Here is a 13020-nt window from a genome sequence, read left to right on the forward strand (position 1 = left end):
GGGGTTAGAGGTGAGGGTGACAGGCTTCCGCCTGAAGCTGTGACCGTCGTGCCGGCAGCTCTAAGCTCAGCACTTTGCACGGCAGCGTGTCACCCTGCGCGATCGTCGATCGCCCCTGCCCTCTCCCGCTCCTCGTAGCGATACCGGGCAAGCCCGGCATGCCTGGCGAGGGGATCCCGCGCTTGACTGGATTGAGTTGAGGCGAGCGAAGGCAGGCTCAGCGCGGGCTTGCCCCCTCCCACGCCCTGAGCCGCACATAGGTCCCCGCCCGCGGGTCGAATCCCGGATGGTACCAGGGATCGGCGTCGAGCCGCGCCCCCCAGCGCGCCCGCAGGGCCGCCACCTCGGCCTCGTGGCGGGAGCGGGCCTCCGGATTCCAGCGCCGGCTCGCGGCCTCGTGGTGATAGAGCACCGCGCCCGGCACCATCAGGGTCCGGTATCCCGCCGCCTCCAGGCGTAGGCAGAGGTCGACGTCGTTGAAATCGACCGCGAAGGCCGCCTCGTCGAACCCGCCGACCGCCTGGAATTTGCGGGCCTCCACCGCGAGGCAGGCCGCCGTGACCGCCGAGACCCGGTGCGTCGCCCGGAGTGAGGCGAGATAGCCGGGCGCCGTGCCGGGGAAGTGGCGGTGGGCGTGGGTGACGAGGCCGCCGGTGCCGAGCACGATGCCGCCGTGCTGGATCCGCTCCCGCACATCGAGGAGCTTCGCGCCCACGGCGCCGACATCCGGCCGCAGGGCCTCCTCGGCCATGCGCCGCAACCAGTCGCCCCGATAGGCCACCACGTCGTTGTTGACGAAGACGAGGAGCCTGCCCCGTGCCTGCGCGGCAGCCCGGTTGTTCATCGCCGCGAAGTTGAACGGGCCGGGGCAGGGCAGCACCCGCACCCCCTCCCCCGCCAGCCGCTGGAGATAGGCGAGCGTGCGGGGATGGCGGCTGTCGTTGTCGCAGACGATGATCTCGAGGGAAGGCCAGTCGGTGTGGGCCCGGATGCTCTCGATGCAGGCCTGCAGCAGCTCGACCCGGTCGCGGGTCGGGATGATGAGGCTGGCGAGCAGCGGCACGGGCAGGTCGCGACGCAGGGCGAGGATGCCGCCCGAGGCCGCGGCCCGGCCCGACCCGGCGAGGTGGCGCTCGGCGAGGGCCCGGCGCGACGACGCCCAACCCTCGGGTGCGACCGCCGCGGAGGGCGACCAGGTCGAGAGCAGGCGCGGCAGGTGGCGCACCGCATGCGGGCTCTCGGCCGCGAGCCGCAAGAGCAGGTCGGCGGTCTCGGCGCCCGGAAGGGTGGGGTCGAGCCCGAGCCGGTCCAGCACTGCCCGGCGGATGGCGACGACCGGGCCGATGTAATCCGCGGCGAGCAGGTAGTCGGGGTCGAAGGCCGGGCGCAGCACCGGGAGTAGCGGCGCGGCGCCGGGCCCGGTCACCACGGCGTCACCGTAGAGGGCGCCGAGGCCGGGATCGGCCGCGAAGGCCTCCACGATGGCTCGGGGCGCTCCCGGGACGAGCCGGTGACCCGGCGCCGTCAGCACCACGAGCGCGGCCGCTCCGGCGCCGCCGGACAGGATCTCGGCCGGAGTCGCGATGCGCAAACCCGGCACCGCCTCGACCGTGCCCGCGGGGAGCGGCGGCGGCGTCAGGGCGTGGCGGGCGCCCCAGAGGATCGCGGCGCGGTCGCGCGCCCGCACCCGCTTGCCGGCAAGGATCGCCTTGGCGACCTCCCAGGCCTCGCCCGGGCGCTTCAGCGCCAGGAGCAGCCGGACGAGCCAGCGATGGGCGGGACCGGGCTGGCCGTCCGCGAAGCGCAACGCGTCGAAGGCCGGATGAGGCGGGAGCCTCATTCCAGTTCCTCCCCGAAGGTCGTGACCGAGAAGGCCGGGTGGTAATAGGGGTCGTCCCGGATCACCGCCCGCCAGCGCGCGGCGAAGCGGTTCGCTTCCGCCTCGAACCGGGCCCGGGCCGGACCGACGCTCGGACCGCGGCTGACCGATTCGTGGTGGGCCAGCACCGCCCGGGGAGTCCAGACCGATGTCCATCCCCTCTCCCTCAGGCGCAGGCAGAGATCGATGTCGTTGAAGTCGACCGGGAACGCCTCGGCGTCGAGGCCGCCGACCGCCTCGAACTTGTGGCGCGCCACGGCGAGGCAGGCGGCGGTCACCCCCGCGACCTCGTGCGCCACGGTGAGCCGGCCGAGATGGCCCGGCGCATCGGCGGGGCGGTTGCGCAGGATGTGCCCGGCCCGGCCGCCGAGCCCGACCACGACTCCGGCATGCTGGATACGGCCGCTGCCGAACAGGAGCTTGGCCCCGACCGCGCCGACCTGCGGGCGCAGGGCCTGGCGCACCATCGCGACGAGCCAGTCCGGGTGCAGCACCTCGATGTCGTTGTTGAGGAGCAGCAGGACCTCGCCGCGGCTCGCGGCGGCCCCGTCATTGACGAGGCGCGAGAAATTGAACGGCCCCGGCCGGTCGAGCCGGCGCACCCGCGGGTCCGACGCCCACTCGGCATAGAGGGCGGCCACGGCCGGATCGGTCGAGCCGTTATCGACGATGACGAGTTCGAGGGCTGGATAGGCGGTGTCGTGCAGGATGCCCCGCACGGCGACGCGCAGCAGGTCCGGCCGGTCGCGGGTCGGGACGATGACGGAGACGAGGGGCGGCGGATCGGGCAGCGGCCAGTCGAGGTCGAGAACGTCGCCCGTCCGCGCGACGACGGCCGGCGAGCCCGCGCGGCGCAGGGCCGCCGTCAGGTCCGCGGCGTGGCCGTCTGGATCCGGCGCCTCGGGCGCCGTGCGGCAGAGGATGCGGGGGATGCGCCGGATGCGGGCCGGTCCCGCCAGGGCCGCGGCGAGCAGGAGCGCGCGGGCGCCCTGCCCCGGCGCCCAGCCGACGCGCGTCACGAGATCCCTGGCGACCAGGAGCGGGCGCCCGGGATAGAGCGTGGTCAGGGCGAGGTCCGGGCTCCAGCCCGGCTTGAGGCACGGGCGCAGGCCGTCCGGCGTCTCGGCCTCGCTGTCGGCATAGGCGAGGTCGGCGGGCTCCGGGCCGGAGAAGGCGGCGGCGAGGTGGGTGAGTGCGTCGGGCGCGAGCTGATCGCCGGGGCGCAGGACGCCGACCGCGGCTCCCCCCGGCAAGCCGCCGGCGGAGATCCGCGGATCGCCGGGGAGGCAAGCGGGTTCCGGACCCTGCCAGTGCAGGGAGAGGCGCCAGTCGCCGTGACGCTGGGCCTGCAGGGAAGCGAGGGTGCGTCGCACCGCCCCCGCCTCCCCGGATGTCGCCTCGAGGATCAGGCCGAGGCGCGGCAATCCGGACGGCGCCCGGTCGAAGGCGGGCTCGAAGGGCCGCGCATGCTCGGCCTTCCAGACCGGGTACTGCGCGAGGGGCCTCACGCCGGCGGCGATACGCAGGGTGTTGCGCAGCCGGCGCGCATCGCGGCGCAGCCACTGATAGAGCGCGACCGGCAGCGTGTCCGGCCGCCGGCGCGCGCAGAGGGCGAGCACCGCCATGCGGGAGAGGAGTCGCGCCGACTCGATGCGGAACCCCTCCGCCGGGGCGGCGAGCAGGATCTCCTCGGTGCCGGGCGGGACCGGTCCGAGCCAGGAGGCGCGGCCGAGGACCGGGCCCGGCAGCAGAGCGTCCTCGTGGGTGCCGCCGGCCTGCGAGAAGCGCAGCAGCGGCCGGACAGGCACGGCGAAGCGGTCGAGGGCGTAGTCGAGGGCGAGCCAGCGCCCGGCCGTCGGCCGTTCGAAGATCAGCGCGCGGGTGAAGTCCGGATCGTCCGAGCGGGGGGCGATGCGGCAGGCGCCGGGCGCCGACCGCGCCGTCAACCGTCGGCCGGCGGCGGGGCGGCGGGCTTGCGCCGGGGCGCCCGCGCAGGCCTCGGTGCAGCGCCGAGGCCGACCTCGATCTCGAAATCCTTCGCCAGGGCGGCCGGCACCACGAACCCCTCCTCCACGACCGTGAAGGTGCCGCTGGCCTCGCCCGGCGGAATCGTCGCCACGGCCTGGCGGCTGCGCCGGCCGACGACCTGGGTCCCGTTCTTCACCGTGACCGTGACGGGGGCGGTGAAGCGGCCGGGGGCGCCACCGGGCCCGAGCAGGACCACGCCCTGCACGCCGACGGTGACGACGGTGCTGCCGCCTTCGGCCGGGCGGCACGAGCGGCTGAGCTGGCCGAGGCGGATCTGCGTCCGGACGGTGCCGCCGGCCAGGGTCTGGAGCGAGGAGCCGCCCTCGGTGATGTCGATGATCGGGCAATAGACGTCGTCGAGGCTCGGCGGCGCCTCCGGCGGCTTGGTGGTGCCGCCATACTTGAAGATGTTGGTGAAGGGATTGCCCTCGTCTGGCGGCGCCGCATTCTGGGCCCGTGCCGGGGCGGCGGGCGTGCCCAGCGCCAAGACGAGACCTAGGGTGCCGAGGCCGAGCGTGCGCAGACAACGAGCCGTCACAATCCTCTCCCGATCGATCACTTCAGGCTGTCGAAGCCGTCCTTGAACCCCTTGAGGGACAGGGGGATGCCCACCCCTTCCTCGGGAGTCTGGAAGACGATGAAGGTGGCCTGCTGGCCGGACTTGAGCTGGCTGATGAGCTTGTCGTCCATCACCACCTCGGCGACGCAGCCGGTGGAGAGGCAGCGCACGAAGGACGTGCGGCCGATCTCCGCCTGGTCGACCTTCAGGCCGAGGCCGGAGGGCAGGAGCACGCCGAGGGGCGCCACCACCCGCAGCAGGGTGCCGCGGTTGTCGGCGGTCTTCAGGACGATCACCACCAGGGAGAGGTTCGGCCGGTCCTCGGCGGCGACGTACTGCACCAGGGCGCATTGCTCGGCCTTGGCGCCGGCGGGCGTCTCGCAGCGCAGCTGCCAGTCGTTGAAGGTCTGCTTGACCGCGCCCTGCGCCAGGGCACCGGTGGCCGGCAGACCCAGCCCGAAGCCAAAGGCAAGACCGAGCCCGAGCCCGAGGGTGGCGGCCCGCACCCGGCGTCCGATCCGTCGCACGCTGTCTCCCACGCCGCTCACCGCTCCGCTGCCCCGGCTCTCCGCCGGCCCGGGGGCGTTCCGAACACGAGGCAGGGATGCTGTCAAGCCGAGGCGCCGGCTTCGGCCCGTCGCAACCGGGAACCCGAGCCGGCGAACCGGCTTAGCAGTGGGAACGGCCGAGCGACGCCCGCCGCCCGGCGACGTTAGAGGTTATGCACGGTTTCTGGTCCATACCGATGGGACGTGCCCCCGGCCGGGAGCCCGCGCCGTCCGGGACGATCGTCGATCGACCCCCTCCCCCTCCTCGCGAGAGCCGCCCGATGAGACTCGCCGCCACTTCCCTCGCCCTCCTGGTCCTGGCCGCAGGGCAGATCCCCGGCCACGCGGCCGCCCAGTCGCTGCCCGTCGACGAGACCACCTATGTCGAGCGCTCGCTCAACCGGGACGCGACGCTGACGGTCGAGCACCCGCCGGTCGCCCGCAACCCGCGCGGGCGCCGCGCCTCGCGCTCGGCCGAGATCGCCGGCTTCTGCCGCGACGGCGGGGTGATCCGGCGCCGGGGCGAGAACGGCGAGATCATCCTGCGCCAGCGCGAGCTCTGCGACAGCGTGGCGCCGCGGACCCTCTATCCGGGCCAGGTCGATCCGCGTCCGGCCTGGCCGGCAGAGCGCGTCGTGGTGGTGCGCACGAAGGGCTGACGGCTCGGTCTCGTACCAACGGCCCAGGATGCTGACGCATCGAGCCATCGATCCATCTCGAACTTTTCGATGCCAAGTCCAGAAGGATGCCAAGCCCAGAAGGATGCCAAGCCCAGTAGTCAGGGACCTTGGGCTTGACGAAAATTCGAGAACGGAACCAAGGGTCGCTTTCGACGACCGTTGGTCTCAGCCGTAGCGGTGCAGCTCGGTGCCGTGCCGCTTCAGCCAGGCTTCCGGCTCCTCGTAATCGGGGTAGAGGCCGGCGACCACGCGCCAGAACCGGTCCGAGTGGTTCATCTCGGCGAGATGGGCGACCTCGTGCGCCGCGAGGTAGTCGAGCACCGCGGGCGGCGCCATGATCAGGCGCCAGGAGAAATTCAGGTGGCCCGCGGCCGAGCAGGAGCCCCAGCGACTGCGGGTGTCGCGCACGGTCAGGCGCTTCGGCGTCCGGGCCAGGGCCCCGGCATGGCGGGTCACCGCCGCGGTCAGGTCGCGGCGGGCCTCGGCCTCGAGGAAATCACGCACCCGGCGCGCCACATGGGGCAGCCCGCACGAGACCGCGATCACCGGGGCGCCGTCCGGCGCCGTGGTGGCGACGGTGGGGCCTGAGGCGGTCGACCAGTGCAGGATGCGGTGTGGCACGCCGCGCAGGGGCACGGTCGCGCCCGGCACGAAGGCGACGCGCTCCGGCAGCTTCGCCACCCTGGCGGCGATCCAGGCGCCGTGGGAATCGGCGAAACGCTGGGCGGTGGACAGGTCGGTGCGTTCCGGCAAGGTGAGAACGATCTCGCCGGTGGCACTCGACACCCGCAAGGTGATGCGCCGGGCGGCCGCACGGCGGCGCACGGTGACCGGGTAGCAGGTGTCGGCGTGGATGACGGTGACGTGGGTGGGTTCGGGCGCCGAACGGCGCAGGAGCGCGACTCGCATGCCAGCCTTGTACCCGGGAGACCCGGAGCCTGTCAGCGGCCCGGTTCGTCGCGCGAGGCAGAGCAGGTGCTGGAACCAGGCGCGCAAGCGACGGGTCGGCGACGTCGTCATGCGGAGACGGCGCCGCCCGGGCGGCGCCGCGTCGGGATCAGGAGGCCTCGCGCAGGTCCGGAACCTGCTGCGTGCCCTGCATCTCGTGCATGAAGGCGGAGATGCGCGGCGCGATATGGGCGCGGAAGCGCGATCCGTTGAAGACGCCGTAATGGCCGACGCCCTTCTGCAGGTGGTAGAGCTTGCGCTCGGCGGCGAGGTTCGGCGTGAGGTCGTGGGCCGCCAGGGTCTGGCCGACGCCGGAAATGTCGTCGTTCTCGCCCTCGACCGCCATGATGGCGCAGTGGCGGATGGCGGTCGGATCGACGAGCTCGCCGTGATGGCGCATCTCGCCCTTCGGCAGGGCGTGCTCGACGAAGACGGTGTTGACGGTCTGGAGGTAGAATTCGGCCGTCAGATCCATCACCGACAGGTATTCGTCGTAGAACTCGCGGTGCTTCTCGGCCGAGTCGCCGTCGTTGCGCACCAGGTGCTTGAACATGTCCCAATGCGCCGTCAGGTGACGGTCGAGGTTCATGCCCATGAAGCCGGAGAGCTGGAAGAAGCCCGGATAGACCTCGCGCCAAGTGCCGGGATAGCCCGGCGGCACGACGGTGATGCAGTTGCGCTTGAACCAATCCGAGCCGCGCTCGGCGGCGAGGCAGTTCACGGCGGTGGGCGAGCGGCGGGTATCGATCGGGCCGCCCATCAGGGTCATCGAGGTCGGCACGCCGGGCAGGCCGTCGGCCTCCATCCTGGCGACCGCGGCGAAGACCGGCACCGAGGGCTGGCAGACGGCGATCACGTGCAGGTCCGGCCCGAAGGCCTGGAACATGTCGATCAGGTAGTCGATGTAGGTGTCGAGGTCGAAGTGACCCGCATCGAGCGGGACCATGCGGGCATCGGTCCAGTCGGTGATCATCACCTCGTGGGCCGGCAGCAGCGCCTCGACGGTGCCGCGCAGCAGCGTGGCGTAGTGCCCCGACATCGGCGCCACCACCAGCACCTTCGGCTGGGCCTGCAGCGTCGGACGCTTCAGGGCGCGGTCGAACTTGATCACCTGGCAGAACGGCTTCGACCACACGACCCGTTCGGTCACGTCCGTCACCGTGCCCTCGACGACGGTGCGGGGCAGGTTGAAGGCCGGCTTGCCGTAGCGGCGCGTCGTGCGCTCGAACATCTCGCAGGCCGCCGACACGGTCCGGCCATAGGGGGTGTAGGTGATCGGGTTGACGGGATTCTTGAACACGAGCTGCGTGGCGTCGGCGGCCGCTCGGGCAGGCGTCAACATCCAGTGCGCGGCTTCATACCAGAAATAGGAGAGATCCATGACGCCACCGTCCACGATTGACCCAGAGGCGCGCGCACCGCCGCCGGGAGACGCCTGTCCCGATTGGGAGCCAGGACAATAGATTACCGATATAGAAGGGCAACATCTGCGGAAATCCAAGGTGTCAAAAGGTGGAACTGTGCCCTTTTTACCTCAACTCCCACATGTGCCTTGTGCAGTGCGGCAAACGACCCGGCATCGCCGTGAGGCCGATCCTGATCCGGTTAATTCACCGTTCTAGGCAACGCACTGGACGGCGAAGGGTTTCCGGCGCATCGCCCTGGCCGGCGGGCCACGGCGCACTATGGTTTCGACCATGTTCGAACCCTCGCCGACCGACCTGGTGCGCGATGCCCGCCACCTGCGCCTCGACACCCTGGTGCGGCTGCGCTGGCTCGCGGTGGCCGGCCAGGGTGCGGCGGTGGCCGGGGCCCATCTGGGGCTCGGCCTGCCGCTGCCCTTCGGTTGGTGCTTCCTGGTCATCGCGGCCTCGTCGTGGCTCAATCTCACCCTGCGCATCCGCTACCCGGCGAGCCACCGGCTCAGCGACGACGCCGCGGTGCTGCTGCTGGCCTTCGACATCATCCAGCTCGCCGCGCTCCTCTTCCTCACCGGCGGCCTGCAGAACCCGTTCGCGCTCCTGTTCCTCGCGCCCGTGCTGATCTCCGCCACCGCCCTCCCCCCGGCCCGGACCCTGGCTCTGGGGCTCCTGGCGGTCGGGCTCTCGACGCTGCTCGCCCTCGTCTACCGGCCGCTGCCGTGGTTCGCGGGCGAGAAGCTCGAATTGCCGTTCCTGTACGTGTCGGGCGTCTGGACCGCGATCCTGCTCGGCACCGCCTTCACGGGCGTCTATGCTTGGCGCGTCGCCGAGGAGGCGCGCCAGCTCGCCCAGGCGCTGGCCGCGACCGAGCTGGTTCTCGCCCGCGAACAGCACCTGTCGCAGCTCGACGGCCTGGCGGCGGCGGCGGCCCACGAGCTCGGCACGCCGCTCGCCACCATCACGGTGGTGGCCAAGGAACTCGACCGCCAGCTCGGCCCCACGGCCTCCCCCAGCGTCGCCGAGGATCTGGCGCTGCTGCGCGACCAGGTCGAGCGCTGCCGCGGCATCCTCTCCAAGCTCACCTCGCTCGACGCCGACCAGGGCGGCTTCATCGAGACCATTTCCTTGAGCCACCTCGTCGAGGAGCTGGTGGCGCCCCAGCGCGCGCTCGGCATCGTGCTCGACGTGACGACGAAGGGCGAGGGCCCGGAGCCGGCCTGCCGGCGCAACCCGGGCGTGATGTTCGGCCTCGGCAACATCGTCGACAACGCGGTCGATTTCGCCGAAAGCTGCGTGGCGATCGAGGCGCGCTGGAGCCCGGACAAGGTCTCGCTGGAGATCCGCGACGACGGGCCGGGCTTCGCCCCGGACGTGCTGCTGCGGGTGGGCGAGCCCTATGTCAGCACCCGCAGCGCCGCCAAGGCCGCCTCGGACAAGGAGGGGCCGGACGGCGGGACCGGGCTCGGCCTCGGCCTCTTCATCGCCAAGACGCTGATCGAGCGGTCCGGGGCGCAGCTGAGCCTCGCCAACGCGGTCGATCCCTCGACCGGGGCAGTGGTGCGGATCGTCTGGCCCCGTCACGTTTTCGAGAGGGAGGCCAAAGGCCACCGAAACCCGGGCACGGGGGACGCCGCACCCCTGACGCAGGCGCGCGACGTTCCTATATAACGCTCTGAAGAGACTGACTGAAATTCGCGAGGAGCGTCGCCTGATGACGCAGTACGGAACATTGAGCCCGGAGGCCCCGGCCGGCACCATCCCGGAGGGCGACGCCCTCCTCAACCACGCCGACCGCAGCCTGCTGATCGTGGATGACGACAAGCCGTTCTCGACCCGCCTCGCCCGGGCCATGGAGGCGCGCGGCTACCGGGTGCACGTCGCCGAGAGCGTCGCCGAGGGCGTCTCGGCGGTCGAGGCGCAGCCGCCCGCCTTCGCGGTGATCGACATGCGGCTCGGCGACGGCAACGGCCTCGACGTCATCGCCCGCCTGAAGGAGCGCCGGCCCGAGGCCCGCGGCGTGATCCTCACCGGCTACGGCAACATCGCCACCGCCGTGACCGCGGTGAAGCTCGGCGCCTTCGACTACCTGGCGAAGCCCGCCGACGCCGACGAGATCCACGGCACGCTGATGGCCGAGCCCGGCGAGCGGGCCGACCCGCCCGAGAACCCGATGTCGGCCGACCGGGTGCGCTGGGAGCACATCCAGCGCGTCTACGAGCTGTGTGGCCGCAACGTCTCGGAGACGGCGCGCCGGCTCAACATGCACCGGCGCACGCTGCAGCGGATTCTCGCCAAGCGCGCGCCGCGCTGAGGTCGTGACGCGGGAGAACGAGGCGGGCCCGGCGCCGGGAGGTGCCGGGCCCGTCATGCTGTCGGGGACGATCGTCCGTCACCGGATGTAACGCCCGGATCGTTCCGCGTCGGGTCGGGACCGATATCCTTCCCGAGGTTGCAGGGAGGGTGACGCGATGAGCGACGACCTTCGGAAGTTCGGCGGCGCGATCCCGGATCTCTACGAGCGCGGCATGGCGCCGGTCATTTTTGCGCCCGCTGCCGTGGCGGTTGCGGCCCGCGTGGCGAAACTCGGCCCTGGCCGCGTACTCGAGACCGCCTGCGGCACCGGTCAGCTGACGCGGCGCCTCGCCGCGAGCCTGCCGGCCGGGACGGCGATCACCGCCACGGACCTCTCCCCCGCGATGCTGGAACGCGCCACCACAGGCCTGCCGGAGGGCTCGGGCGTCGCGCTGCGCCCGGCCGACGCCCAGGCCCTCCCCTTCGCGGATGCGTCCTTCGACCTCGTGCTCTGCCAGTTCGGTGTGATGTTCTTTCCCGACCGCGCCCGCGCGATGCGGGAGGCGGCCCGGGTGCTCGGTTCCGGCGGGAGGTTCCTGTTCACCACCTGGGACGGTCGTGAGACCAATCCATATGCCCAGGTCGCGGCCGATCTCGTCGTCGAGGCGACCGGCGAGACGGGGGTTTTCGGCCTCGCCTATGGCATGACGAGCCTCGACGAGGTCCGTGTGCTGGCGCAGGAGGCGGGGTTCACGGGCTTTCGCGCCGAGGTGGTCCGCCTCGCCGCGCCGGTGCCGGATCTCGGGCTGTTCGCGGCCGGACTGCTCCTCGGCAACCCGACCGCCACCTTGCTGCACGAGCGCGGCCTCGAGCCGGAGACGCTCGTGCCGGAGCTGGCACGCCGCCTCCGTGGGACGCTCGGCGAGCCGGCGACCGCCCGGCTGCAGATGCTGGTCTACGAGGCGGTGAAGCCCTGAGGCGGACCAAGCAGAGTTGCACGGCGCAGCAACGATGCTCAGACACCTGCCGGCCCGCCATCCGACCGCGGATCGTGCGTGGCCTCGACCCGCCCGTTGCCGGGGTGGCGCACCAGCAGGCCGGCATGGCCCAGCGAGTCGATGTAAGACCCGCCCAGCTCTTCGACCTCGTGGCCCATCCGCGACAGCGCCGCGATGCAGGACGACTCGAACCGGTCCTCGACCTTCACGGTCATCGATTCAGCGCCCCAGGTGCGGCCGAACAGGAAGCGCGGCGCGTCCACCGCCTCGGCGACGCCCATCCCGTACAGCGCGTAGCGGGTGAAGACCTGGGCCTGGAATTGCGGCTGCCCGTCGCCGCCCATGCTGCCGTAGGACAGCACCCGCCCGTCGGCGAGGACGGCCATGGCCGGGTTGAGGGTATGGAACGGCCGCCGCCCCGGCTCCAGCGGGTTCACGGCCTTCGGGTCCAGCGAGAAGGCGACGCCGCGATTCTGCCAGGTGAGGCCGGTGCGCGGCAGGACGACGCCCGACCCGAACTCCCAGTAGACCGACTGGATGTAGGAGACCGCGACGCCGTTCTGGTCGATCGCCCCCATCCACACCGTATCGCCGTCGCCGACCGGCCGTACCGGATAGGGCGAGGCCCGATCCATCCGGATCGCCGCGGCTTCCGCCTCCAGGCGCTCCGGCGTGAGGAAACTCGCGGGATCGTGGCGCAGGCGGTCGAAATCGGTCACCACCGCGTCGCGGATGCGGAAGGCGCGCTTCGTCGCCTCGATCAACCCGTGGTAATGCGCCGCCGTTTCGGGCCGGACGGCGCCCAGGCGCTCGTAGAGGCCGAGGATGATGAGCGCCGCGAGGCCCTGGCTCGGCGGCGGGCAATTGTAGACCGTCGCGCCCGAAAGCTTCAGCGACAGCGGCGCCCGCGACACCGCCCGGTAGCGCTCGATGTCGCTGCGGGTGACCGGGCTGCCGGCCCGCTCCAGGTCGGCGGCGATCTCGCGGCCGATATCGCCGCGATAAAAGTCCTCCAGCCCGGCATGACCGAGCTGCTCCAGGGTGGCGGCGAGAGCAGGCAGCTTTCGCAGGGTGCCGGCCTTCGGGATCTTGCCGTCGATCAGGAAGGTTTCTTTGAAGCCCGGCTGGTCGTGGAGCGTATCGAGTTCCTTCGGCACGTAGCGCGCCTCGGACGGAGACACCGCCACGCCCTCGCGGGCATGCCGGACCGCGTCGGAGAGGAGCAGGTCGAGGGGCAGGCGGCCGCCGAGGTCGCGGGCGATGTCCTGCGCCAGAGCCCAGCCGCCGACCGCGCCGGCCACGGTCAGGGCCGCGTCGGGCCCGCGCTCGGGGATCGCGTCGTAGCCCTGGTCGCGGTAGCGCCGGATCGTCGCGAGGCTGCCGGCCGGGCCGCAGGCCTCGATCGCCCGGACCACGCCGTTCGGGCCGCGCACCAGCCAGAAGCCGTCGCCGCCGAGGCCGTTCATGTGCGGGTAGACGACCGCGATGGTCGCCGCCATGGCGAGCATCGCCTCGACGGCGTTGCCGCCTTCTTCGAGGATCGCCCGGCCGGCCTCGGCCGCCAGGTGGTGGGGAGCCGCGCAGGCGGCGCGGGAGAAGACGGGGGTCTCGGGCATCTGCGAGCTTGGATGACTCTGGGCTGACGATGACGTCACGATATCGACGCG

11 protein-coding genes are annotated in these 13020 nt (G+C 72.1%); 4 read left to right on the forward strand and 7 right to left on the reverse strand.

The genetic code is table 11. The features are described from left to right. Nucleotides 1-217 precede the first annotated feature (217 nt). The 4 genes from VQ03_RS00395 to VQ03_RS00410 are packed head-to-tail and all read right to left on the reverse strand — an operon-like array spanning nucleotide 218 to nucleotide 4921. Nucleotides 218-1840, reverse strand: a complete 1623-nt coding sequence (locus tag VQ03_RS00395; RefSeq protein WP_048448870.1) for a glycosyltransferase family 2 protein — start codon at nucleotides 1838-1840, stop codon at nucleotides 218-220. Beyond that, complete coding sequence (locus tag VQ03_RS00400) at nucleotides 1837-3825, reverse strand: glycosyltransferase family 2 protein (protein ID WP_048448871.1); 1989 nt, start codon at nucleotides 3823-3825, stop codon at nucleotides 1837-1839. Before VQ03_RS00400 ends, VQ03_RS00395 begins: the two co-directional genes overlap by 4 nt. Continuing rightward, nucleotides 3822-4445, reverse strand: a complete 624-nt coding sequence (locus tag VQ03_RS00405) for a hypothetical protein (RefSeq protein WP_053078341.1) — start codon at nucleotides 4443-4445, stop codon at nucleotides 3822-3824. The genes VQ03_RS00400 and VQ03_RS00405 overlap by 4 nt, the downstream gene beginning before the upstream one ends. Before the next feature lie 17 nt (nucleotides 4446-4462). After that, nucleotides 4463-4921, reverse strand: coding sequence for an invasion associated locus B family protein (locus tag VQ03_RS00410; protein WP_245291912.1), 459 nt, complete (start codon nucleotides 4919-4921; stop codon nucleotides 4463-4465). A 374-nt stretch (nucleotides 4922-5295) separates the two neighbouring features. Between VQ03_RS00410 and VQ03_RS00415 the strand changes: the two genes are divergently transcribed. Continuing rightward, nucleotides 5296-5673 (forward strand): hypothetical protein, encoded by a 378-nt coding sequence (locus tag VQ03_RS00415; protein ID WP_048448873.1) that lies wholly within the window; start codon nucleotides 5296-5298, stop codon nucleotides 5671-5673. Between the two features lie 186 nt (nucleotides 5674-5859). Here VQ03_RS00415 and VQ03_RS00420 read toward each other — a convergent pair whose 3' ends face one another. Both VQ03_RS00420 and VQ03_RS00425 read right to left on the reverse strand, forming a co-directional pair. Beyond that, the gene (locus VQ03_RS00420; RefSeq protein WP_048448874.1) at nucleotides 5860-6603 is read right to left on the reverse strand and encodes a M48 family metallopeptidase; all 744 of its coding nucleotides are present in this window, start codon (nucleotides 6601-6603) and stop codon (nucleotides 5860-5862) included. A 148-nt stretch (nucleotides 6604-6751) separates the two neighbouring features. Continuing rightward, nucleotides 6752-8023: a polyhydroxyalkanoate depolymerase gene (locus VQ03_RS00425; RefSeq protein ID WP_048448875.1), complete on the reverse strand. Its 1272-nt coding sequence runs from the start codon at nucleotides 8021-8023 to the stop codon at nucleotides 6752-6754. A 316-nt stretch (nucleotides 8024-8339) separates the two neighbouring features. On the opposite strand from VQ03_RS00425, the gene VQ03_RS00430 reads away from it, so the two are divergent. The 3 genes from VQ03_RS00430 to VQ03_RS00440 all read left to right on the forward strand — a co-directional run bounded on the left by VQ03_RS00430 (nucleotide 8340) and on the right by VQ03_RS00440 (nucleotide 11332). Then, entirely contained in the window at nucleotides 8340-9731 is a 1392-nt protein-coding gene (locus VQ03_RS00430; protein WP_048448876.1) for an ActS/PrrB/RegB family redox-sensitive histidine kinase, read from the forward strand. Nucleotides 9732-9774: 43 nt separating this feature from the next. Beyond that, entirely contained in the window at nucleotides 9775-10374 is a 600-nt protein-coding gene (locus tag VQ03_RS00435; RefSeq protein ID WP_157063886.1) for an ActR/PrrA/RegA family redox response regulator transcription factor, read from the forward strand. Nucleotides 10375-10531: 157 nt separating this feature from the next. Then, entirely contained in the window at nucleotides 10532-11332 is an 801-nt protein-coding gene (locus tag VQ03_RS00440) for a class I SAM-dependent methyltransferase (RefSeq protein WP_048448878.1), read from the forward strand. A gap of 38 nt (nucleotides 11333-11370) precedes the next feature. Here VQ03_RS00440 and VQ03_RS00445 read toward each other — a convergent pair whose 3' ends face one another. Next, nucleotides 11371-12969 (reverse strand): gamma-glutamyltransferase family protein, encoded by a 1599-nt coding sequence (locus VQ03_RS00445; protein ID WP_048448879.1) that lies wholly within the window; start codon nucleotides 12967-12969, stop codon nucleotides 11371-11373. Between the last annotated feature and the right edge of the window lie 51 nt (nucleotides 12970-13020).

This window comes from Methylobacterium tarhaniae (assembly GCF_001043955.1).
Taxonomy (GTDB): domain Bacteria; phylum Pseudomonadota; class Alphaproteobacteria; order Rhizobiales; family Beijerinckiaceae; genus Methylobacterium; species Methylobacterium tarhaniae.